Annotated in this window: 22 protein-coding genes; 10 read left to right on the top strand and 12 right to left on the bottom strand. The window is 34.6% G+C overall.

What is annotated here, in order from left to right; genetic code table 11:
* Positions 1-6 precede the first annotated feature (6 nt).
* Together OQ292_RS19795 and pyk are read right to left on the bottom strand one after the other, a co-directional pair.
* Entirely contained in the window at positions 7-1,086 is a 1,080-nt protein-coding gene (locus OQ292_RS19795; RefSeq protein WP_284683877.1) for an LptF/LptG family permease, read from the bottom strand.
* Positions 1,087-1,173: 87 nt separating this feature from the next.
* Positions 1,174-2,604, bottom strand: a complete 1,431-nt coding sequence (gene pyk, locus OQ292_RS19790; RefSeq protein ID WP_284683876.1) for a pyruvate kinase — start codon at positions 2,602-2,604, stop codon at positions 1,174-1,176.
* A gap of 346 nt (positions 2,605-2,950) precedes the next feature.
* Here pyk and OQ292_RS19785 point away from each other — a divergent pair, with 346 nt between their 5' ends.
* The 4 genes from OQ292_RS19785 to OQ292_RS19770 all read left to right on the top strand — a co-directional run bounded on the left by OQ292_RS19785 (position 2,951) and on the right by OQ292_RS19770 (position 8,679).
* A complete protein-coding gene (locus OQ292_RS19785; protein ID WP_284683875.1) occupies positions 2,951-3,715 on the top strand; it encodes a phosphoglycerol geranylgeranyltransferase in 765 nt (254 codons plus the stop codon).
* A 46-nt stretch (positions 3,716-3,761) separates the two neighbouring features.
* Positions 3,762-5,006 carry a M48 family metallopeptidase gene (locus OQ292_RS19780; RefSeq protein WP_284683874.1) on the top strand — a complete coding sequence of 415 codons (1,245 nt, stop codon included), beginning with the start codon at positions 3,762-3,764 and terminating at the stop codon, positions 5,004-5,006.
* 115 nt (positions 5,007-5,121) lie between these two features.
* Complete coding sequence (locus OQ292_RS19775; RefSeq protein ID WP_284683873.1) at positions 5,122-5,673, top strand: hypothetical protein; 552 nt, start codon at positions 5,122-5,124, stop codon at positions 5,671-5,673.
* A gap of 195 nt (positions 5,674-5,868) precedes the next feature.
* Positions 5,869-8,679: a tetratricopeptide repeat protein gene (locus tag OQ292_RS19770; protein ID WP_284683872.1), complete on the top strand. Its 2,811-nt coding sequence runs from the start codon at positions 5,869-5,871 to the stop codon at positions 8,677-8,679.
* An 83-nt stretch (positions 8,680-8,762) separates the two neighbouring features.
* Here the strand turns inward: OQ292_RS19770 and OQ292_RS19765 are convergent, their stop codons facing one another.
* Positions 8,763-10,148 carry a type III PLP-dependent enzyme domain-containing protein gene (locus OQ292_RS19765; protein ID WP_284683871.1) on the bottom strand — a complete coding sequence of 462 codons (1,386 nt, stop codon included), beginning with the start codon at positions 10,146-10,148 and terminating at the stop codon, positions 8,763-8,765.
* A 235-nt stretch (positions 10,149-10,383) separates the two neighbouring features.
* Between OQ292_RS19765 and OQ292_RS19760 the strand changes: the two genes are divergently transcribed.
* Positions 10,384-10,695, top strand: coding sequence for an iron-sulfur cluster biosynthesis family protein (locus tag OQ292_RS19760; protein WP_284683870.1), 312 nt, complete (start codon positions 10,384-10,386; stop codon positions 10,693-10,695).
* 81 nt (positions 10,696-10,776) lie between these two features.
* On the top strand, positions 10,777-12,414 hold the full coding sequence (locus OQ292_RS19755; RefSeq protein WP_284683869.1) for a S41 family peptidase: 1,638 nt from the start codon (positions 10,777-10,779) through the stop codon (positions 12,412-12,414).
* Positions 12,415-12,479: 65 nt separating this feature from the next.
* Here OQ292_RS19755 and OQ292_RS19750 read toward each other — a convergent pair whose 3' ends face one another.
* The 4 genes from OQ292_RS19750 to OQ292_RS19735 all read right to left on the bottom strand — a co-directional run bounded on the left by OQ292_RS19750 (position 12,480) and on the right by OQ292_RS19735 (position 15,345).
* Complete coding sequence (locus tag OQ292_RS19750; protein ID WP_284683868.1) at positions 12,480-13,013, bottom strand: HD domain-containing protein; 534 nt, start codon at positions 13,011-13,013, stop codon at positions 12,480-12,482.
* A 3-nt stretch (positions 13,014-13,016) separates the two neighbouring features.
* Complete coding sequence (locus tag OQ292_RS19745; protein WP_284683867.1) at positions 13,017-13,475, bottom strand: hypothetical protein; 459 nt, start codon at positions 13,473-13,475, stop codon at positions 13,017-13,019.
* Between the two features lie 19 nt (positions 13,476-13,494).
* A complete protein-coding gene (aroQ, locus tag OQ292_RS19740) occupies positions 13,495-13,938 on the bottom strand; it encodes a type II 3-dehydroquinate dehydratase (RefSeq protein WP_284683866.1) in 444 nt (147 codons plus the stop codon).
* A 75-nt stretch (positions 13,939-14,013) separates the two neighbouring features.
* Positions 14,014-15,345 carry an NAD(P)/FAD-dependent oxidoreductase gene (locus OQ292_RS19735; protein ID WP_284683865.1) on the bottom strand — a complete coding sequence of 444 codons (1,332 nt, stop codon included), beginning with the start codon at positions 15,343-15,345 and terminating at the stop codon, positions 14,014-14,016.
* Between the two features lie 225 nt (positions 15,346-15,570).
* On the opposite strand from OQ292_RS19735, the gene OQ292_RS19730 reads away from it, so the two are divergent.
* From OQ292_RS19730 to OQ292_RS19715, 4 genes are all read left to right on the top strand, one after another.
* Positions 15,571-15,927, top strand: a complete 357-nt coding sequence (locus OQ292_RS19730) for an ABC transporter permease (RefSeq protein ID WP_284683864.1) — start codon at positions 15,571-15,573, stop codon at positions 15,925-15,927.
* Entirely contained in the window at positions 15,903-16,073 is a 171-nt protein-coding gene (locus OQ292_RS19725; protein ID WP_284683863.1) for a hypothetical protein, read from the top strand. Before OQ292_RS19730 ends, OQ292_RS19725 begins: the two co-directional genes overlap by 25 nt.
* Before the next feature lie 3 nt (positions 16,074-16,076).
* Positions 16,077-17,402 carry an IS4 family transposase gene (locus OQ292_RS19720; RefSeq protein WP_348970616.1) on the top strand — a complete coding sequence of 442 codons (1,326 nt, stop codon included), beginning with the start codon at positions 16,077-16,079 and terminating at the stop codon, positions 17,400-17,402.
* A gap of 101 nt (positions 17,403-17,503) precedes the next feature.
* Entirely contained in the window at positions 17,504-19,372 is a 1,869-nt protein-coding gene (locus OQ292_RS19715) for an FtsX-like permease family protein (protein ID WP_284683862.1), read from the top strand.
* 69 nt (positions 19,373-19,441) lie between these two features.
* On the opposite strand, the gene OQ292_RS19710 is transcribed toward OQ292_RS19715, so the two are convergent.
* From OQ292_RS19710 to OQ292_RS19690, 5 genes are all read right to left on the bottom strand, one after another.
* Entirely contained in the window at positions 19,442-20,422 is a 981-nt protein-coding gene (locus OQ292_RS19710) for a GSCFA domain-containing protein (RefSeq protein ID WP_284683861.1), read from the bottom strand.
* Between the two features lie 116 nt (positions 20,423-20,538).
* Positions 20,539-21,246 (bottom strand): DUF4097 family beta strand repeat-containing protein, encoded by a 708-nt coding sequence (locus tag OQ292_RS19705; RefSeq protein ID WP_284683860.1) that lies wholly within the window; start codon positions 21,244-21,246, stop codon positions 20,539-20,541.
* Positions 21,247-21,378: 132 nt separating this feature from the next.
* Positions 21,379-22,152, bottom strand: coding sequence for a DUF4097 family beta strand repeat-containing protein (locus OQ292_RS19700; protein WP_284683859.1), 774 nt, complete (start codon positions 22,150-22,152; stop codon positions 21,379-21,381).
* A gap of 37 nt (positions 22,153-22,189) precedes the next feature.
* Complete coding sequence (locus tag OQ292_RS19695; RefSeq protein WP_284683858.1) at positions 22,190-23,002, bottom strand: HEAT repeat domain-containing protein; 813 nt, start codon at positions 23,000-23,002, stop codon at positions 22,190-22,192.
* A gap of 18 nt (positions 23,003-23,020) precedes the next feature.
* The gene (locus OQ292_RS19690; RefSeq protein WP_284683857.1) at positions 23,021-23,560 is read right to left on the bottom strand and encodes an RNA polymerase sigma factor; all 540 of its coding nucleotides are present in this window, start codon (positions 23,558-23,560) and stop codon (positions 23,021-23,023) included.
* Positions 23,561-23,649: the final 89 nt, after the last annotated feature.

The raw sequence follows: 23,649 nt of genomic DNA, 5'->3' as shown, positions 1-23,649 counted from the left end.
TGCCAATTATCGAGGAACGGTAAAATACATAAAGATAGTTATGCCGCAAAAGGTTAAGTTAGGGAGCCAAGCTGCAATCAATGGAGAAACTGTTCCTCCGGCTGCAATACTCCGACTCATAATTACGAATAGTAAATATATAAAAGCCATTGTAAAACCAAAGGCAATTTGCACACCTGTTCCACGCCGCGACTTTTTAGCAGATATAATTACTCCCATTACTGTAAGAATAATAATGGCAAAAGGGTAGGCGTACCGCTCGTATTTTGTATTTAGGAATCGCTCAACGTTTCCGATACCCCGAGCTTTTTGTTCTTGAATAAAATGCTCAAGCTCGTCGAATGTCATCGTTTCTTCTAGCTTGTAACTATTCTCAAAATATTTTGGAGTGATGTTTAAGACCGTATCCATATTGGTGCCTTCCCACATCTTTTCATTTTTCTCTCCATTAAACTCGTGTACAGTGTACTTATCTATATGCCATTTGAGTGCGGTAGTATCCCACGTTATTTTCTCACTACTCAGCTTAGAAAAGAGTTTATGATCTGCAATTTTCTCCATGGTAAACTTATAACCAGACTGATTTCGGTTATTATAGTATTCCATGTAAATGTAGGTAGAATCGTCGATCTTGAAGTGGACATCTCGATCGTCGAAATAGAAAGGGTTTTTGAGGTAGGTAACCTGAAAGGCTACTTGTGTTTTAGCAGCGTTTGGTATAATCCAACCAACCATAAAGAAAGTAAAAATGCCCAGAATGGTTGAACCTACGAAATAAGGGAGTAGAAATCTTCTAAAGCTTACGCCTGCACTGAGTACCGCAATAATTTCTGTATGCGAAGCCATTTTAGCCGTCATAAAAACTACTGAGATAAATATGGCTATCGGACTCAGCGTATTAGCCATATTGGGTATGTAGTTTAGATAGTATTCTTTAAATATGAAAAAGATAGAAAGGTCGTGTTTAATAAAATCATCTGATTTCTCTGTATAATCAATTACCACAATTACTGAAATCAAGATTGCTACAACGAAAAAATAAGTAACAAAGAATTTTTTCAGTATATACCTGTCTAATATTTTCATCTGTCCCTTTAAAAAATTTTATACAAAATAAGGCAGATATGATCACATCTGCCTTATTTTAACAATTTTTATCAGTAGATATTCTTTTTACTCTACTATGCCAATCTTAACCACATTTGTTTTCTTGTGGGCTTCAAAAGGCATACTTGCAGTGTTTATAAAAACATTTCCTTTACGTAAGTGACCTTCTTTCATTAACTTCTCTTGCATATCCTTAAAGGTAGCATTAGTAGAATGTCTCTTGTTGTAGAAATATGCTCTAACACCCCAAACAAGGTTTAAAGTAGTTAAAAGAGATTTATTATCAGTAAAAGCAAAGATATCTGCTTCTGGTCTGTGTCTAGAAAGTTTAAAAGCAGTAAAACCAGAGTTTGTCATAGCTACAATCGCTTTTGCTCTAGTATCGCTCGCCATTTTACAAGCAGACTCGATCAAGATTACACTTGGGTAATTAGGATCGTTTAAATCTGGCTGGTAATATTTGTTATAGATATCAGCAGAAGATTCTACTGCTCTAATAATTTTTGTCATGCTTTGGATAGCTTGCACAGGATATTTACCTGAAGCAGTTTCTGCACTAAGCATTACAGCATCTGCGCCATCAAGTACTGCATTTGCAACGTCGTTTGCTTCTGCACGTGTAGGTCTAGGGTTTTCAATCATACTCTCCATCATTTGAGTAGCGATGATAACCGGTCTTCCTTTTGCATTACATTTTTTTACAATACTTTTCTGATGCATAGGTACATCTTCCATCTGGATTTCAACACCAAGGTCACCACGAGCAACCATAATAGCATCAGATTGATCGATGATATCATCAATATTGCTGATAGCTTCAGGTCTTTCAATCTTAGCTACAACTTTAGAAGTTTTTCCAGCGTCTTTGATGATTGATTTTAATTCTTGAACATCACCTGGTTTTCTAACAAAAGAAATTGCAACCCAATCTACATCGTTTTGTAAACCAAATACAAGGTCTTTGCGGTCTTTTTTTGTTAATGACGGTTCAGAGATATCAGTATCAGGAAGGTTCATCCCTTTTCTTGATTTGATGATCCCACCAAAAACAACTTTAGTGTGAACTTCTAAACCTTCTACTTTAAATACTCTAAGCTCAAGGTTACCATCATCAATTAAAATGGTATCACCCGCTTTAACGTCTCTTGGTAATGAGGTATAAGTTGTGCTTACTCTTTGACTGTTACCTACAATTTCTTGTTCTACTGTGATAACAAAATCGTCACCTTCTTTAATCTCTGCCGCGTTATTCTCAACTGAGCCAATTCTGATCTTAGGCCCTTGTAAGTCTTGTAGAATACTTACATTGTAATTAAATGTGTTGTTGAGCTCTCTGATGTGGTTTATTACTTCTTGATGTTGCTCATGTGTTCCGTGTGAAAAGTTCAGCCTGAACACGTTTACGCCAGAAACAATCAGCTCGTGTAGTTTTTCTTTTGTGTTTGAGGCTGGACCAACTGTTGCTACGATTTTTGTCTTGTTAAATACTTTGTTCATAATTGAGTGTATTGTAAAAGAGTAAAGCGAATTAGCTTTTTATATTTATGATGCAAATTTTAAAATAAAATGTAAAAATGTATGAATTAAGGCAAGATTTTAATTTTAATTTTGAATTAACGAAAATGGAATTCTAAAAAATTGATTTTTAATTTTTGAATCCAGTATTTTGGGCGAATAAATTTTTGATGCGTAAAGTAAATAAAACTTTGTGAAACTAGGTATAAGAATTTTATAATACTCTTACGGATTTTTGTAAGAGTTATTTAAGAAGCTAAAAAATGAGTAAATTCCTTATTATCAGCTTAACTTAAATTTCAAATTCTTATTTCTGCCATACTTTGACATGAATTTAAGTGTATACTCAATCATAAAAGCTAACCAGGAGAAAGGAAAAAAATCGCTGGCGCTTTTACTTGATCCCGATAAAATTGATCTACAGCAAATACATCAAACCATTCAGTTACTTAACAAAATTTCTCCTGATGTTTTATTAATAGGGGGCAGTTTAATGCTCAGCGATAAACTGAACAAAGTAGTTGAAGCAATAAAAGCACAAACAGAATTTGCTGTAACGCTTTTTCCGGGAAATAGTCTTCATATTTCTGATAAGGCAGATGCTATTTTATTTCTTTCTTTAATATCGGGTAGAAACCCCGATTTTTTAATTGGTCAACATGTACATGCTGCTCCTGTAATTAAGCGGGCGGGCATTGAAGTAATTCCTACCGGCTATTTATTAATCGATTGTGGCAGTGTAACTACTGCTAATTACATGAGTAATACTACTCCGGTGCCATATAATAAACCAGAAATAGCGGCTTGCACAGCATTAGCAGGAGAGATGCTTGGTTTAAAATGTATGTATTTGGATGGAGGTAGTGGTGCTGCAAAACCAATTTCACCAGAAATGATAAAACTGGTTAAACAAACTGTTTTGGTACCAATTGTTGTTGGAGGAGGTATTAGAAGTGTAGAAGCTGCTAAAAATGCTTATGAAGCTGGAGCTGATATGATTGTTTTGGGAACCATTTTCGAGAATAATACTGAGCTTGCTACAGAAATAGCAGCAGTAAGGGAACAGTTATCTGTTTCAATTCCTTCTAAATAATGATCTATTTTTTAATTTTGTGAATTATTCAAGCTAATAAATTTTTATGGATATTCTTTTATATATCATTCTGGCTATAGTTACAGCCGAATTTGTGCTGGAGCGAGTGCTAGATTACCTTAATCAAAAAAACAGGTCGAATGCATTGCCTGAAAACCTGAAAGGCATTTACGATGAAGAAAAATACAAAAAATCTCAAGACTATGCTGCTGCTAAGGATAAAATAGGTTTCATATCTTCTGTTTTTAGTTTTATAGTTACTATTGCGATGATTCTCGGTGGCTTTGCTTATATAGATAACTTTGTGAGAGGTGTAACAGATAATTCTATTTACCAGTCTCTTTTATTTTTTGGCATTATCGGAATCGGTTCAGACCTGATTAGCACACCTTTTAGTTTATACAACACATTTGTGATTGAAGAAAAGTTTGGTTTCAACAAAATGAAAATCGGCACTTTTATCGGAGATAAAATAAAAGGTTGGGTTTTAGGTGCGATAATCGGTGGAGGTTTACTATATCTTTTTGTATTGTTCTACGAGACATTCCCAGAGTATTTCTGGCTATATGCGTGGGGTATTTTTATGGCATTTACTCTGCTAATTACCATGTTCTACACCAATACAATTGTTCCGCTTTTCAATAAGCTAACTCCACTAGAAGATGGAGAGTTAAGATCGGCAATCGAATCTTATGCAGCATCTGTAAACTTTCCGCTAAAAAACATTATGGTGATTGATGGTTCTAAAAGAAGTACCAAAGCAAATGCTTATTTTAGTGGTTTGGGTGGCTCTAAGAATATAGTCTTGTACGATACTTTGATAGAAAAACACACAAATGAAGAGTTAGTAGCAGTTTTAGCACACGAAGTTGGCCACTATAAAAAGAAACACACTTTACAAGGTTTGTTTATTTCGGCATTTACCATGTTGCTTACTTTATATGTTTTGAGTTTAGTAATTAGTAACCCAGCTCTTTCTGCTGCTTTAGGAGCTAGCCAACCAAGTTTACATTTAGGTTTAATCGCTTTCACAATTCTTTATAGCCCATTATCTACCATTACTGGTTTGTTAATGAACATTTTCTCTAGAAAAAATGAGTTTGAAGCGGATGCTTATGCTGCCACTACATCGTCTGGTAAAGCTTTAATGGATGCGTTAAAAAATCTGTCTGTAGATACTTTGAGTAATCTTACTCCGCATAATGCTTATGTATTCTTTTACTATTCGCATCCACCTTTATTAAAAAGGTTAGGTGCTTTAGGGAATTATGTAGGGGAGAAGCAGGTATAGCATTACAAAACATAGATATTAAACAAATCGCTGAGTCATTTTAAGAATCAGCGATTTTTTTGTTTTTATAAATTTGCTGATGAATTGAGATTGATTTGTAAACAGAAGAAACCATATGAAGCGATTACATTTTGCTCTTTTCATATTTTTAATACTATTAGCGAGTTGCGATCCAGACCGCAAAAAACTTGTCGACCCAGAAAAGCATGATTACAATACGCTAGAGAGTACCGAGCTTTTTTTTAAAAACATGCGACAGCCTTATTACGATCTAGAAGAAAAAAAAGAAGCGGGCTTAGAATTATTTAGGTTGCAAGATAGAATTGAAGACGATTCTCATGCATTATTAAATCTTTGTATTATTTTTAACTGGAGGAATGATGATGCATTTATCTATTTAGAACCTAACAATTTCTTTAAAGACACAACTTCATTTACTATTATCTGGAAGAATGAACAAAATAAGCAGGGGTCTTTTCAATTTATTCAAGGTAACAGAGATAGCCATTTTGAATTTGCTGCCAGAGTTTACAATAGCATATTGCAAGAATACCAATTATTTTATGAGAAAAATGATGTACTTTTTCCTGTCTTAGATAGCGATGTTGAAAGAGATGTTTTTAGAGTGACTATGTTTGATTACTTTAGACTGATAAATTACTACTAATTGGCACGAAAATTACATGTAAGTTTTATTTCAAAAAAAGCATAATACTTGTTAAAGAAAAGAACTCTTTTTCTATTTGCTTAGTAAAAAAACTATCTTTATAAATCCAAAACTAATCCTACAACCAGCATTTTGTAATTACTTTTCACACAGTATTTTATTAAGTCCTAGCTGAACACAAAAGATAAATTTACTATGTTAAGATCTGCAACACTATTTACCTTTATTTCTTTTATTTCATTTTCTGGTTTTGTTAATGCCCAAGATCTGGAAATAAGAGATAAGGCTGAAATTTCTTATAAAGCTGAACTGCTGGTTAATGAGTTTCAGAACCTACTCAATGTGATTTCCAATGAAGACATGACATTGACTGAAACAGAAGAAATTATTAAAAACAGTTATGATGTAAACGGCAATAGAATATTCTTAGATGCTGAAATAACTGTAGAAGATGATATTAACCCTAATAATGTTGGCCCAGAAAACGTGGTTGACGCCTCAGTAGAAAAGTACTTGAAAGACTTCGATTTGTTTTATACAAAAAGTCCCGATTTTACTGTAACATTTTCAAATGTAAAAGTCTCAAAAATCTACAACAAAGATTTCTTTCTCGCCAGAGTTTATTTTGAAAGAGAGTTTACAAGTAAACATAACACAGTAGAAATTCCCTACAACAAAGTAGAAAGAGTTGCCGACATAAAAGCTATTAAAAATGGTAGCCAATGGGAGACTTATATAATCAGTGTTACTTTCTACAATCCAGATAACCCGCTTGAGTTTGAAGAGATACCAGAAGATACTGGCGTGTCTACTACTACAACCAACATTAGTAGTTTAGCTTACGACAATACAGAGGTACAGAAAGAAGCTAAAAGGTTACAAGAAGAATACTTAAAAGAGAAAGAAGCTACTTATAATGATGCGATTAAAAGAGGTGATATCGCTTTCGAAAAAGAAGACTACCAAGCAGCGATAGACGCTTACAACGAAGCAAGAGATATCGACCCTTTTAAAATATACGCCTCTAAGAGAGTAAATGAAATAAATAGAATTATAACTTCTGGAAAGTTCAACAGAGAAGAACTTTATCAAGAAGCGATTTTTAATGGTGATAATTCTTTAAAGGCCAGAGCTTACGAAAGAGCAAAAAACTTTTACTTATTAGCGTTAAAGCAAAAGCCAAATGAAACTTGGCTAAACGAAAAAATTAGATCGTTAGATAATACCATTAGATCTAAAGCCAACCTAGATTCAAAATACTTCGCTGGAGATTACAAAGAAGCAATAAAAGATTATTCTAAAGTAATTAGAAAAGAAAAAGAAAATCCAGAATACTATTTGGGTAGAGGTAAATGCTATTTGGCAATAGATGATAGAAAAAAAGCACTTAAAGATTTTGATGAAGCCATTGCATTAGACATCAACTATATTGATGCATTGGCAACAAGAGCTGAGTATTATGTTTCTGAAGCGCAAAGAGAAAACGACGACTCTTATTACTATAAAGCAATTGAAGATTATACTGTAATTCTTGGTATTGAAGGTGCCGATCCGAAATATAATAACGAAAGAGCTATGGTGAAGTTGAAACTGAAAAACCCAGATGGTGCTATTTCAGATTTAACTGAAGCATTAGTGAAAAATAAAGAAGGAGCAGAGTTGCTAGCAAGTAGAGGTAGTGTATACATGAGCAAAAATGATTACACAAATGCCATGAAAGATTTTAACAAAGCAATTGAGCTTGACCCAGAATATTCGGTGGCTTATTACCAAAGAGGAGTTCTTAATGTGAAGATGGACAGAATTGAGAAAGCTAGTGAAGATTTTTCTAAAGCTAGAAGAGCTGGACTAGAAGATCAGTACTTAAACTCAATCAAAGAAATTACTCTTGATTTTTACAATCTTGGTAAAAATGCTTTTACAAGTCAAAACTATGAGCAAGCTAAACTTTACTTTGACAAAGCGCTGGTAATAGATCCATATTTCTCAGAAGGTTGGTACGAGATGGGGCAACTTTATGCATTAGAATATAATAGAGAAGAAGCTATTAAAATGTATAGCAATGCCATTCAAAATGATATAAAGTACGGTGAAGCATATTTTGAAAGAGGTACAATGAAATTGCTCATTGAAGACTTTAAAGGAGCTGTATTTGATTTTGAGAAAACTAACGAAATTTTACCCGGCAAAGTTGAAGCTCTTCTTGGTATGGGTGATGCTTACATGGGCTTAGGTGAATATTCAAATGCGGTGTTGGCTTACAACAGAGCTTATAAGCAAAACTCTTCTGACCCAGAAATAATGAATCGATTGGGCTATGCGCTTTATAAGAACGATAGCTATAAAGAAGCAATCAAATTATTTGATGAAGCCATTAAAGAAAACAAAATATTTGCTGAGGCATATTTTAAAAGAGGAATGGCATATGCGGCTACTCAAGACTTTAAAAGTGCTATAAAAGATTTTGATGAAGCTGTTTCTCTAGGTTACGAGGCAAAAATGGCAAACTTTGAGATTGGCAATGCTTATCAGTTACAAGGAGATCATAAGAAAGCTGTAAATTACTATACTGATGCGATTTCTTTAGATCCGAATTTTGCAGAGGCTTATGTAGAAAGAGCAGAAAGTAACAGAGCAAATGAAGATTTTAACGATGCTATTAGAGATTTACTTGATGCTGCTAGAATAGAACCAACAGTTACAGATGCTGAGTATTATGTAACAATGGGAATGCTTCATTTAGATTTAGGGCTTAATCAAGATGCTGATGGATACTTCTCTCAGGCTTTGCAATTAGATAATGATAACCCAGATGCATTTTACGGAAAAGCTTGTGTGTATTCTCAAAATATGAATATCTCTGAGGCATTAGTTTGGTTCAAAAAAGCTTTTGAGTCTCGTAAAATCACAGGAGATCAGATTAAAGACGACCAAAAGAGTTACTTAAGAAACATCAAAAGTGAAAAAGAATTTAAAAACCTTGTAAAAATTTATATCAAGAACTAATTAGTTTTCAACTAAAAATAAAAGCCTTTCACTTTTTCAGTGAAAGGCTTTTTTTATGAAATACAGAAAAAAATATTCAAGTCTTAGTAACCTAAGATTTTGAGCATGTCTTCTGCTTTTTGCTCTTCTCTAAAAACTGTAGTCTTCAGTTCTCCATTTTCATCTTTGTCAATTACTAGATGTTTGGTTCCCGGAATAAGACAGTGTTGCAAACCTCCATATCCACCAATAGATTCTTGGTAAGCACCTGTATGGAAAAAACCTACATACTGAGGGCCTCCATTGCTTACAGGCATAAAAATATTTAGGTTGTTAGCTTCTGAGTTGTAGTAATCATCGCTATCGCAGGTAATGCCGCCCAAATGTACTTGTTGGAAATCGTTTTGCCAGTTGTTTATAGCCAAAGCGATAAATTTCTGGTTTTTTGCCCATGTATCTGGTATATGTGTAATAAAAGATCCATTAAGCATATACCAAAGCTCTACATCGTTTTGGAGTTTTGTGCCAGCAACTTTATAAATAGTTGCACCACTTTCTCCAACAGTATAGTTTCCAAACTCAGTAATAATATTAGGCACAGGCACGTCATTCTGTTCGCACATTACCTGAATGTTCTCAATAATTTGCTCTGCCATGTATTCGTAATCGTACTCGAAATCTAGCGAAGTTTTAATAGGGAAACCTCCACCGATATCAATCGAATCAAGCTCAGGGCAAATCTTTTTTAATTCACAGTATTTATAAACGAATTTACTCAGCTCAGACCAGTAATAAGCAGAGTCTCTAATTCCAGAGTTTATAAAAAAGTGAATAGTTTTTAGTGATAATTTTGGGTTGTTAGCAATTTTTTCCTCACAAAGCGGAACAACATCTTTGTATCTAATACCTAACCTAGAAGTATAGAAATCAAAGTTTGGCTCTTCATCAGCAGCTACTCTTATACCTACTTTAAAAGGTTTATCTATGTTCTTTGTATAGTATTCTATCTCATTTCTGTTATCGAGAATTGGAATACAGTTTTCGAAACCAGAATTAATAAGGTTAGCAATCTGGTAAACATACCTTTCTAGCTTAAATCCATTACAAATTATCAGTATGTTCTTATCAATTTTACCTGCACTATAAAGTTTTTTAATTATCTCAATATCATAGGTAGAAGAAGTTTCTAATTGCGCATTATTTTTTAATGCTTCTTCCACTACAAACTTGAAATGAGAAGACTTTGTACAGTAACAATAAGTATACTTGGCGTTGTAATTATATTTTTGAAAAGCTTTTTTAAAAATTTCCCGAGCAAACTGAATGTTTTGGGTAATTTTTGGGAGATAGGTAATTTTAAGTGGTGTTCCGTACTCCTCAATAATTTTCACGAGGTCAATGTCGTGAAAAAACAAATTGTTATGGTTCACATTGAATTCATTGGTTGGGAATTCGAATGTTTGTTCAATTAGTGACTGATACTTTTTCATTTAATCTTTGTTACGCTATTTAAAATAATCCGTGAAACGAAATCTCATAAAATGATCTTTGATGAAAAATTTTTTTAGGCTGCAAATATGAATTATTAGAATAAATAAATCGTAGTAAATAGGAATTTTTAACAGAGGTTTTATTTATTTAAAATTGCATTAGCAATGCCTCGGTTTGCAAACTAATTCGCAATAAGGTTTTAATAAATTTTTTTGCAAAGAAAATCAAATAAAAATGGAAATAAATCCTATAAAAATTACAGAAAGGGCACTGGCAGAAATAGAAGGAATTATTTCTCAAAAAAAGATTCCTGAGGGATATTTCCTCAGAATCGGCATGAAAGGTGGCGGTTGTGGTGCAGCCGGATTTTTTCTTGGTTTTGATACACCTACAGAACACGATAAAAAATTTATATTTGAAGAAGTTGAAGTTCTTATAGACAAAAGGCATATCATGTATTTATTAGATATGCATGTAGACTTCGAAGAAAGAAAAGACGAACAAGGCTTCGTATTTTTGAAAAACGATAAAGTTGTTAAAGAATAAAGCCTGTTTTTAAACTTTACCACCCATTTAGGGTTTAACAATCTGTTAACAGGGAGTAAAAACCTTGCAAAAACGTAGTATATGTCAGAAAACAATATTAAGAATTCTAATTTTCAAATAAAGCTTCCATTATTGTTGTCGCTCGCTATAGTTGCTGGAATATTTATTGGAGCGAATGTATTTCAAAATGGAGGACCTGGGATAAACAATACCAGAGGTATTTCTAAAAATGCCAAGAAATTCAGAGACATCATTAGTTATATAGAAAGGTATTATGTTGATACCGTAAATACTGATGAACTCACTGAATTTGCTATTCAGCAAATGCTCGAAAAATTAGACCCACACACTACATATATTCCAGCAGAAGACTTCGAGTATTCAAATTCTCATTTGCAAGGAAACTTCGAAGGTGTAGGCATAGAGTTTAATGTCTTTAAAGATACTGTTTATGTAGTATCTACAGTAGCTGGTGGACCATCTGAGCAAGTGGGTATTCGTGCAGGTGATAAGATTGTAAAAGTAGATACCAATATGATCGCTGGAATTAATATTAGTAGGAGAAGAGTGATCGATCTTTTAAGAGGTAAAAAAGGTACTAAGGTAAATATTGGTGTAAAAAGAAGGAATGAAGATGAGCTTAAGTATTTCACTGTAAAAAGAGATGAAATACCAGAATACTCTATCGAGGTGAGCTACATGATAGACGATAAAACAGGCTACATAAAAATAAATACCTTTGGTGCTAAAACTTATGATGAGTTTGAGTCGAGTCTTTCTAAGTTGTTGAACAAAGGCATGAAAAGGCTTATTGTAGACCTAAGAGGTAATGGTGGTGGTTATATGCACATTGCTACTAAAATTGCCGATGAGTTTCTTAAAGATGGCAAATTGGTAGTTTATACAGATGGTAAGGTAGACCAGTACGATGAGAAATTATATGCAACCTCGAAAGGACAGTTTGAAAATGGCCCACTTATCGTTTTAATCGATGAGAACAGTGCTTCTGCTTCGGAGATTCTATCTGGTGCGATACAAGACAATGATCGCGGATTAATTGTGGGTAGAAGGTCTTTTGGTAAAGGTTTGGTACAAAGACCGATTGAGCTAGAAGATAAGTCAGAGTTGCGGTTAACCATCTCTAGATATTATACACCAAGTGGCAGATCGATACAAAAACCTTATGACGATGGTGTAGATTATGATGTAGACATTACACATAGATACGAGAAAGGCGAATTCTTTTCGGCAGATAGCATCCATTTCGATAAGAGTATGAAATACGAAACTGCTTCTGGTAGAGCAGTGTATGGTGGTGGTGGAATTATGCCAGATTATTTTGTGCCGTTAGATACTACCTATTACACCAAATATCTTTCTGAAATTTTCGCGAACAATTTAATTGTGGAATATGCTTACGATTATGTGAGTGATCACAAAGCTGAGTTAGAAAAAATGGGACTAGAAAATTTTAAAAAGGAGATGTACATTAACCAACCGATCTTGAATGATTTTAAAAGATTTGCAACAGCCGGAGGTGTTAAATACAATGAAGAGCAGTTTTTAAAATCTAAAACACAAATAGAGAGAGGTATTAAATCTTGGATTGCCCGTAGAATGTGGCGCGAAGAAGGATTTTATCCTATTTACAATTCAGAAGATGATATATTCCAAAATGCGGTGGAATTGTTAGACAAAGCCGCAGAATTAGAGAATTAATTTCAAAAATAAATTCATATTGAGAAGGAAAGTTGACTTTTGTTGGCTTTCCTTTTTTGATTTCTTTACTGATTTTGCCATATTAGTCGTTCGTCTGCCCCAATAGAAATTTCCTCTAAAATCTTATCTAGCTTTACATAAACATCCCAATAGTCAACTTTTAATTTGTTCGCAATTGCATGTCCAACTCTCTCTTCTAACTCTTCAACTCTTTTCCCTTTCCATATTTTATCAGCTAAACTTACTAGTAAGTCTTCAAGTAGTAAGTCACTTTCTTTCCAATTTCCATGTGTTAGGGCAAATCTTGATTCTGTTTCAGCAAGTCCAAGTTCCTCTAGAATTCGTTTACCAACAGTTTCATGCTCTTTTCCGCTATTAAATATTTCGCTTTTAATTTTTGTCTTGCCAATATCATGAGTTCCTGCTCCGAACAGAATTAACTCTTCATCCAATTCGATAACTGACCACTCTTTCTTTATTTGAGAGAGCAATTCATAAGCTGTTGAATAGACAATTTGTAGATGTCTGCTGAGTCGTTCAGGCGAGTTTAACTTCTCAAGTAATTCTACAATTTTATTTGGAAAATCGATTTGGTTCATTTTTTAATTGAGTACAAGAAGATAATAGTTACCACTAGTTTTTTTGAGCCAAACCGTTCCTTCAACTCCTGAATCACCCGCTTTATTCAAAAGAAATGAATATGTACCAGAAGAATCAGAAAAAGTGATTCTTGAGAAAACTAATATTCCTATATAGTTATCAGTTGGTCTGTTTTGTTTGTCCCAACTATCCCAATTTTCTAAATCATAGCTATTATGCAGCTTATTAAGTTGCTTAAAATCTATATATAATTCTGAATGATTTTTATCTAAAAATGAGCTATAGGTTGAATCTGCTATTATTAACTTCCCTTCTGGTTTAGAAATAAAAATTGAATCAAGTACGATAGGTAAAGTTTGATCAATCAGATTAATTTCATTAAAATTTTCTCTGCTTTGACATCTAAAAAATAGAAAGAAAATTAATGATAATAATGAGATTTTATATGTGATAATCTTCATTTTTAAAATCTAACCTTAATCAAACCATTTTCTCTGGTCGTTTGTTTTGATCAATAATATGCTGAACGGCGAGGTCGTAGCCATTTAGACCCATTCCGATAATAATTCCGGCAGCTTGTGGGCTTATGTAGCTGTGGTGACGAAAAGCCTCTCTTTTATGCACATTAGAAATATGTACCTCAATTACTGGAGAAGTAATACCGGCAATGGCATCTGCCAAAGCAACGGAAGTATGTGTATAAGCTCCCGCATTCAAGACAATACCCGTACTCGAAAAACCTATCTGATGGATGTAATCTAACAATCCACCCTCAGAGTTGGACTGGAAATATTGCAAATCCACATCACTGAACTTTTGCACCATAAGTTTAAAGTAATCTTCAAAAGTTTGGCTTCCGTAGATATGTGGTTCTCTTTTTCCCAGTAGGTTTAAGTTGGGTCCGTTAATGATATGTATTGTCATTTTTATCTTGATGCTTTTTTAAAGTATGGATAAAGTAAAAAGCTTTGTGGGCAATTTCAAAGCAAAAGGCTGAAATTAAAATCCCAGCCTTTCTAAAAATCGTTTCTTTCTTTTACTTTTTACTGGTTTATTTGGGTTTTGTTGATTGTACAAATTCACCACATCCTTTTCGTAAGTATCAAACATTTCAGGATCGAAATTAGCCTCGTGTAAATTTTCCAGTACATAAGGGAGTGTTTTATTCTCCTTCAACCATTTGTCCCAAACTTCATGTCTGTGTCTAATGCCAAACAGATTAATGCCTTTTACCACATCATTGCTCTTATCGTAGACTATGTGTATGCACTTTCTTCCATCTTGATGCTCCCAATACAAAGAGGTTTGCCCTTCTGGATTTTGCGAAAGTACGGTGCCATAGGTCTGGTACTCAATATCGAAGAACTTCGCAGAGTTAAACCAAGGGCCAGGGGTATAAGCAGTTCTTTTTCCGCAGATAGTTTCCGCTAGTGTTTCACCATGCATTCTGCCAGTGTACCAAACTTGTTCCACTGGTTTTCTTCCCGGTAAGGCTTCGGTAAACTCAGCACAATCACCAATAGCATAAACATCTTGTGCAGAGGTTTCTAAAAAATGATTAACTAAAACACCTCTGTTTTTTTTAATTTCAGTATTCTTCAAGAAATCGATATTAGGTTTTACACCTGCGGTGAGTCCGACAAACTGACAGGCGATTTCTTCTCCACTTTTGGTTTTAATGGCTTTTACTCTTCCGTTTGCATCTGGTAAAATCTCTTGCAGTTCCTCATTCAAGCGTAAATCAATGCCATTTGATTGAATCTCTCTATTGACAATGGCAGATTCTCCTGCGGGTAAAACACCGCTCCAGAAGCTTTTTTCTCTTACCAGAAAAGTAACCGGAATATGTCTTGAATGAAACATCTCAGCCATTTCAACACCGATTAAACCACCACCAACAATTACAGCGTGTTTTAAATCTTTGGAGTAAGTTTCCATACCTTGCAAATCTTGGTAGCTGTACATGCCTTGTACACCTTTTAGATCTTGACCAGGCCAGCCAAACTTATTGGGTTTAGAGCCCGTTGCAATAATCAGTTTGTCGTAGTTCATTTGTTTGCCATCGCTAAACTGAATTTGCTTTTGTTGCACATTCACTTCGCTTACATAGTTTTTTACCAGTTCTATTCGGTTTTTCTCCCAAAACCAGTTTTCGTAAGGTTGTGTGTGCTCGAATTTCATATGTCCCATATAGACATACATCAGGGCTGTTCTCGAAAAGAAATAATCAGTTTCAGCTGAAATAACAGTAATGCGGTGATCAGATTTTTTTCTGATGTGTCTGGCTGCTGTAATACCGGAAATTCCGTTGCCAATAATTACAATGTGCATGAAAGTAGTTTAAGTGGAGATTTCTTTATTTTAATTTGGAAACAACTGCACTTCCGAAAAATTCGAATCGTGATAAAAATGTTATAAAATAATTTGAATTCCTAAAAATAGAGGGTGTAACCATCATTTAAATCAGATTCTAACCATTAGTATAAGCAACCTTTCTATATCGGGTTTTGTCTTTTAACTTAAAACTTCATTATCAGCAAAACCTCCTCTAATACTATGTTTAAGAATTACCTCAAAGTTGCTATCCGTAACATCATCAATCAAAAGATTTTTTCTTTTATCAATCTGGCTGGCCTTTCTATTGGTATGGCTGCTTGCTTTTTAATCTTATTGTTTATTCGATATGAGATGAATTTCGATTCATTTCAAAAAAATAAAGAAAATATTTACAGGGTAATTTCTGTGTCTACTAGTAATGGTGCAGAATATATGCAAAGCAATGTTGCCTCTGCTTTTGGCCCTCATGTATTTGAGCAATTTAGAGAAGTTACCAATTACTCAAGGTTGATGTGTCTAATACTTCTTTGTGGCAATACAATGATAGTGATATGTACAGAGGTGAGTTTCTGGTAGTAGATAGTGGTTTTCTAGAAATGTTTACCTATCCCGCAGTAGCTGGTAATGTCTCAGAAGCATTAAAAGACCCGTCTTCTATTGTGATTACTGAGCGTGTAGCTCAATGCCGTCAACTTAAGCATAAAAAAGATTGTTATAATTAAGTAATCGGTTTAAAAGATGGAAACATATGCTACTTTTTTTTTGAGCTACTTAAATCTGAACTTTTTAGTGTTGACTTTCAAAAGCAACATAGTATGAAGTCACAAGATTTTATTCGGAAACGACTATTGGGATTCTCACAGATAGCTGCTATTTTAATCAATCGGGTTGTAAAGAACCTCAGTATTGAAGTGAGTAATTTCTTTAACGCTATTGGTAGTTATTCGGTTTGCAGTAAACAAGCTTTCAGTAAAGCCCGCAAAAAGTTGAAGTATACTGCCTTTATAGCCCTGAATGGTAAGTATGTACAGGGATTTTATCAAACATCTTTGGTCAGCCTCTATCAAAACACTTATTATGTTTTTGCTGTGGATGGAAGTCTATGCCAACTTCCAACCTCACCGGCTATAGTAAAACATTTTGGCCTTTGGAAGAATCATACTGATACAGGTATGCCCATGGGTAGGTCTTGTGTAGTATATGATGTACTCAATCATGTAGTAATTCAAGGAGCATTAGCGAGTAATTCAGAAAGTGAGCAAGACTTATTTCGAGGCATTTATCACCAAATTTCTGAGTGCCTGCCTCAGCTCAGTCCCAAAGTTATTTGGCTTATGGATAGAGCTTATCCATCTTATGACCTATGTAAAACCATAGACATAAACGGTGGTACTTTCCTGATTCGTTGCAAGCGAAATTTTTGTAAAGAGGTAGCGCAATTTGCAGCTTCTGATAAACTAGAAGATCGGGTGATTTTATCAGCAAAGGTTTGGTACACAAAAAAAGGTGTGAAAAAAGAAAGCATACATACTCAACCTTTAGCCATAAGAGTTGTAAAAATTCCACTTCCTGGAGGTGAAATAGAATATTTGATGACCAATCTTGAGCTACCTGCCACAGAGCTTAAAATACTTTATGGTATGCGCTGGGGAATAGAAACTTATTATGATTACTTAAAGCATACCCTAGAATTGGAAAACTTTTCCAGCAAGACTGCAGAAGGCATATTGCAAGATTATCATGCCAGTTTACTTACCAGTAATTTAATCCAACTATTAATTACAGAAGCACAGCAAGAACTTGATGCACTAAAAGGAAAAAAAGGTAATAAATATCACTATCAAATAAACAAGGTAGCAGCTACAGGTATATTAAGGGGAGAACTGATTAAGCTATTGTTTACTCAAAAAGATATAGCTTACCGATTGAGTCAACTCAAAGAGCAGATAAAAAGAAATAAAAATGCTGTAGTACCCAATCGCTCCTTCAAAAGACATAAGTTTAAAAGAAGTAGGAGAAAGTTTCATCCTAATAAGAAAAAAGCGCTATGATGACTTAAGTTGACGGCATTGAGCGTGTAGCTCAAACCAATTTCCCTAATGAAAACCCGATTGGTAAAACAATAGAGTGGGAGAATACTGTAAACTTTAAAGTGGCTGCAGTAGTGAGCAACCCACCTGAAAATTCTCATCTTGAGTTTGACTACTTGGCATCTTTATTAGCTTTAAAAAACATGTATCCTGAGTGGGCAAACAGAGAAGGCTTTTACGAAGAATACGATACTTGGAATTACAGAACTTATTATCAGCTAGAGCCGGGAACAAATGTAGCAGCGCTTGAGTCTGGAATTAATGATTTTTTAAATAAAAGATTAGGAAGAGCTGGGGAGAAATCAGGCTCACATTTTTGGTTGCAAAATTTATCAGAGATTCATTTTACCGAAGGTGTTTCGGGTGATAATGTAACTGGAGGCGACTTAGATTTTATTTATGCATTTGCTCTGGTAGCTTTATTTGTATTGTTAATTGCTTGTATCAACTTTACCAATTTATCGACTGCCATTGCAGCTCGTCGTGCAAAAGAGGTAGGCTTACGCAAAACTTTAGGAGCGAGAAGGCAGCAATTGATGCAACAGTTTTTAAGCGAAACACTTTTAATGTCGCTTTTTGCTTTTGCGCTGAGTATGGTAATTATTCAGTTTGCCTTGCCATATCTCAATGAGCTTATAGACAGAAGCCTGACAATTTCATTCGATAAAGATTTCGATATTTTGGGTGTAATGCTCGGTATCTCACTTTTAACCGGATTGTTAGCGGGCAGTTATCCGGGATTGTATCTTTCTTCTTACCAGCCGATACAAGTGCTTAAAGGAAAAATACAAGCCTCAGGTGGAAGTACATTGCGTAAAGTGCTCATTATCTTTCAGTTTGCAATCGCTTCTTTGTTAATCATCTTTACAGTTACAGTGTATTCTCAGATGAGTTTTATGAAGAATTCTAAACTGGGCTTCAACAAAGAACAGGTCTTGTATTTCTATCATCCAGAACCAATTGAAAAGAGCTATACAGCATTTAAATCTCAAGTTTTAAATATAGAGGGAGTTCAAAGCGTGAGTCAGGCGAATGCAATGCCGGGTATAATGGGGGCAACTTATACCTACCTTTATCCGGGGGAAGATAACTCTGAGAATAGTGCTGGTTTGGTAACAGTAACAATTGAACCAGATTACATAGATTTGCTTGATCTCGAAATTATTGCAGGTAGAAACTTAAGTGATGACATTAAGACAGATGCAATGGGTGGTTATCTGATTACCGAAACAGCCGCTAAAAAACTAGGTTTCGAGAATCCAGTTGGACATCAGTTTCAGGTAAGGCAACCGGGAAGAACAATGGGTGAGATTGTTGGAGTTGTAAAAGATTTCCATTTTACTTCATTAAAAGATGAAATTGACCCCGTTGCTTTGTGGATTGGACCGCAAGATTATTACCTCACAGCAATTAAACTCGATACAGATAATCTTACTGATAAAGTGGCTGCTGTTGAAAAAGTGTTTAAAACGATTGCTCCCGATTTTCCATTCGATTATCAGTTCTTAGATCAGGAGTTTGATAGTTTATACAAAGCAGAAGACCAGTTAGGAACCTTGTTAATCATCTTTGCTTCTCTCTCTGTGTTTATTGCTTGTTTAGGCTTATTTGGCTTAACTGCATACATTGCTTCTCAGAGAAGAAAGGAAATTGGCATTAGAAAAGTACTTGGAGCCAGTGTTGAAAATATTATGGTGATGCTTTCTAGCGATTTTGCTAAGTTGGTGTTGATCAGCTTTGTGTTGATGTTGCCAGTTTCGTGGTGGTTTATTTCAGGTTGGCTTAATGAGTTTGCTTATCGCATAGACTTAGGCTGGCAGATTTATGGACTTTCTGGTGTAGGTGTTTTATTCGCTGCCATTATCACTGTGAGTTTCCTAGCCTTTAAAGCAGCCATAGCCAATCCGGTTAATTCTTTAAAGAATGAATAAGAGCTTGATACTTAATTGAGATATTAATTAAAAGAGGGAAGTTCATTCCCTCTTTTTTATGTATTTCCATCAAACACTAAAAAGCTGCAATCGCTCTTCGAGCATCGTAATTTCTTTGCTTACATCCGCCTCATTAATTGTCTTTAGCTTATCTAAAGTATTCATGAGAAAATGGCGATGTTCTTCGCTATATGGATGGAAAGGTCGGTGCTCGATCGCCTTTAATATTTTATCCCATTTGTGCATAAACCGATTGCCTTTATCAGTAATACAAAGGTTAGAAAAATGCTCCCAAATGTAATTAATCGCTGTGTCATTAGGATGCAACATATCAGCCTCATAAAAGCGGTAATCTCGTAAGTCATCCATCATCATCTCATAAGCCGGAAAGTAAAATACATTTGGGTGAGACTCACTTAAATGGTGACAAGCCAAACGCAATACAGACTTACTTACCGAATTTAAAGGCAGCGTATCTTTAATATGTCTTATCGGGCTGATTGTCAAAATTATAGTTGTTTCTGGCGAAAGCTTTTTGTGAAGCTCATTAAATGCCAAAATTATTTGCTCAGGCGTTAGCAACTCTTTATGGAAATACCTTGCCGGCATTTTATGGCAATTAGCAACCACCTCTTTGTTTTCTAGTAATCGATACACAAAGGCAGTACCGAAAGTAAGCGCCAGCACATCTGTTTTATGCAGAAATTCTCCTGTTTCGTGAATCTTCTTATCTATTAAACTTTTAAGTGAATCTTTCTCCGCCGAAGTAATCTCAGAATGTAAATCGTAGTGATAAAACATTCCTTGATTTTGTATAATTTTTTCGTTTGAAAGTGTGTGCCTCATATATGCATGCTGCAACAAATGGAGAGAAGATATAGGGTTAAAAATGACCCCAAAAGGATTTACCAATGTATCGAACTTATATCGCTGAAGAAGATTTCCGATATTATCAGAAAAGCAGGAACCAATTGTTAGAATTTTGTCTTTAAGCGAAATTTGCTTTGTGGGGGGATGAAGACTAATTTCTGTTCTGAAACTTTTGCTCATAGTTTATATGGTTTAGGGTAAGGAGATTATTTTTCGTAAATCGGGGTTTGATTTATCTATGATCGATATTACGAAAAACATCTCCTAAATTTAATGATTTTCCCCACAAAAACCGACTATAAACCTTTTGCCTTTCTCAGATAAACATTCCCGTTTATGGTTTCGAGTTTTATTGAAGTTGAAGGGTTAGATTTATAACTTGCTTTAAGGTTATAACCTACCATTGGGTGTTCTTTTCTGTTTAACAAATTAAGCTCTTCCAGATCAGAATAGATCTCTCCATTAATTGTTTTCATCTCAAAATTAGCAGCGTCATTTTCTTGCCAGTTTATATCAATAAAACCATTAATGGTTTTAATGGCCATGGTATTTTTTAAATCTCTAATCTCAATATCTGCATTTAAAGAGTTTAAGCTTAGCAAGCATTTTTCGGGTACTTTAATCTCATAAATGATCTCACTTATAATAAAAGACTCGTTGCCCGTCCAGAATTTTATATTTTCGTTTTCTGGGTCGTAATTTTTCTTGCTCATCCAATTATTAAACTTTTTATTGATGGATGATTTAATGGTGAGCCCAGAATTACCTACAGGTGTAAATTCGTGTTTGAGCGAATCGTTGTATAAGCCATTGTTTAAGTCGATACTTGCTTTAAATGAAACCTTGTTAGAGTTCCAAGTCGTGATTTTAATGAGGTCTGCAAACTTTAAATCAATATCAATTTTACCTGTTGCAGAAACATCAAATTGCTTTTCTATTATTTTTTGGGCACTAAGGTTCAGGGTAAGTATCGACATGATACTAGCAAATAGTAAAATTTTCATTTTATCTGTTTGATTAAAGAAGAAAGATTATCGTCTAGGAATATGCTTTAGAAGCGATAAAGAAGCTTTTAGGTGTTAGACTTCTTAAAAAATTACATTGTTATATATTGTTTTAGAGAAGAAAGCTGAACCTTATTCAGCTTTCCTTAAGTAGATGTTATCGTTAATCGTATTTAATTGTAACTCAACACCGCCGTTGTTAATTTGGCCTTCTATTTTACCACCGCCACCAACTCTTACTCCTTTGAACTCTGCTGAGCTATAAGTGATTTCGAAGTTCGAATAGATTTCGCCATTTAAAGCTCTAAGTTTAATGTCACACTTGCTAGTTGCTGGCATGGTTAGATCGATAAATCCATTTACAGATTTAATGGAATTAGGTTTGTCTTGAGCGAGGTTAGAGAAAATGATAGTAATGTCTCCATTGGTTGTATTGGCTACAATTGGACCTGAAACATTCTCTATGTGAATATCAGAACCTTTGGCATCGATTTCAATTTCACCAGCGATGTTTTTTACTCTAAATTCGTCTCCATGCCAGTTAGTTTCGTGAATGGTTACATTCATACTTTGCGGTACTTTTATCACATAATCAATATCTTCTCTCGAAGCTTTTTCAATCTTAACCTCTCCATCTTCCTCTGTTACATAAAGGCCAATGTTTGTATTGTCTATAGCGGTATTGTAAAGTGCTTTAAGCCCTTGTGCTCTTTCTGGTGGCTTCTCATAACCTCTGGCTATAATTTGTAATTCACTGCCATTATATCCAGTAATTTCAACTTTGCTGTCGTCTATGTATACAGATAGTTTCCCATCTTTTTTACTTACATTTTTTTTGTACTCCTGAGCGTATGCAACTAAACTTCCAATAGCAAAAAGTACAATTAATAAAACTTGTTTTTTCATTTGATTAAATTTAATTAGAGTTAATGTTTTAAATATTTTATAAAAGCAGCCCGATTCCTTCTTGAGCTTTGTTTCTTACTATATCGATTACATCTTGCTTTTCTAGTAATTGTTCGAATTGAGCCACAGCTCTTTTGTCTTCCAAAGAGATTAGGGCATCAATAATCATTATCTGAATACTCGGATCGTCTTGATTCGAGAGTGTAGTCAAAAGCACATCTTGCACATCAACTTTTTCTTTGTAATGGATTAATGCTTCACAAGCAGCCATTCTCACATTGGTATTTTGGTCTGTTGCAAGTGTTTCTGAAAGCGCGTCTACTATACGTTGATCAATTTCATTCATCTCATAAGTATAGTTTACTGCCATTATGCGATCGCTAGCAGACTGTTGCTTAAGCAAAGAGAGCATAACCAGTGTTTTTGTGGTGTTAAGCTCATCTCGTAAAGATTGTACTTCCTCTGTCTGAATTTGCTCCATTCTTATTTGTTTGTCTACAAAGAAACCAGCAAGAAATAAGGCAACTGAAGCAGCAATTCTAAGTGGTAGTGAACTATTCCACGTTTTTTTAATGGTGAATAACCACTGACCAGATTTTCCGAATTTTTTATTGTTGTTTTCTTTTTCGATTTCTTCATCGAGCATCGAGTAAAAATCTTTAGAAAGCTCAACAGGTGAGTCAAATTCTACCGATTTATCCATGCTGTCGTGAATAATTCTTAGCTCATCATATTCATTAAAAAGCGCTTCATTTTCAGCCAGCTTTTGTTCAATTTCTTTATTCTCTTTTTCTGAGAGCGTACCTTCCAGGTAGTCAATCAGTTTATCTTTATATTGATTTTCTTCCATCTTATTGATGTTTTAAATTCAATTTTGTTCGGTCATAAAATAAAGGCCTTTCAGTTTCTTTACTGCCCGATGCACTTTCACTTTTACAGCACTTTCAGTTATTCCCATTAGCTCGGCAATGGTGTTGTATTTCATTTTCTGGAACTTAGTTAGTATTATAATTTCTCTTTGGTCTTCGTCCAGTAGGGTAAGTGCTTTGTAAAGTGCTTTCTCTCTCTCGGCCTGTTCGGTATCTTGTAGTTTTTCAGCAGCAATGTTTCCTAGTTTTTCGAGGTCGCTAAATCTCGATCTTTTGTTTTTCTGATTCGTTACATGGTCTTTGTAAAGGTTTCTCGCCATTTGAAAAAACCAAGCTTTAAAACTCATTCCACTTTGGTAACTATTTCGGTATTTGATTAGGCGGTAAAATACATTTTGAGTTAAGTCTTTACTTAATTCTGTTTCGAATGAAAGCTTCAGGTAAAAGTTGTAAAGCATTCCCTGATATCTTTCAAACAGAATGGAAGTCTTTTCCAAGTCTCCTTTTTTTACCAATTCCATTACTGCTTCATCAGTCATTGTAATAATCGCTATTGTAATGCTGTATTTAAATTTTGATCTGGTTACCTGTGCTTTTCAGAAAGGTTACAAAAAAGTAAGATTTTTTT

The sequence above is a fragment of the Chondrinema litorale genome (assembly GCF_026250525.1).
GTDB classification, from domain to species: Bacteria; Bacteroidota; Bacteroidia; order Cytophagales; family Flammeovirgaceae; genus Chondrinema; species Chondrinema litorale.
The sequence above is the reverse complement of the archived record's forward strand: the minus strand, read 5'-3'. Positions and strand labels throughout refer to the sequence as shown.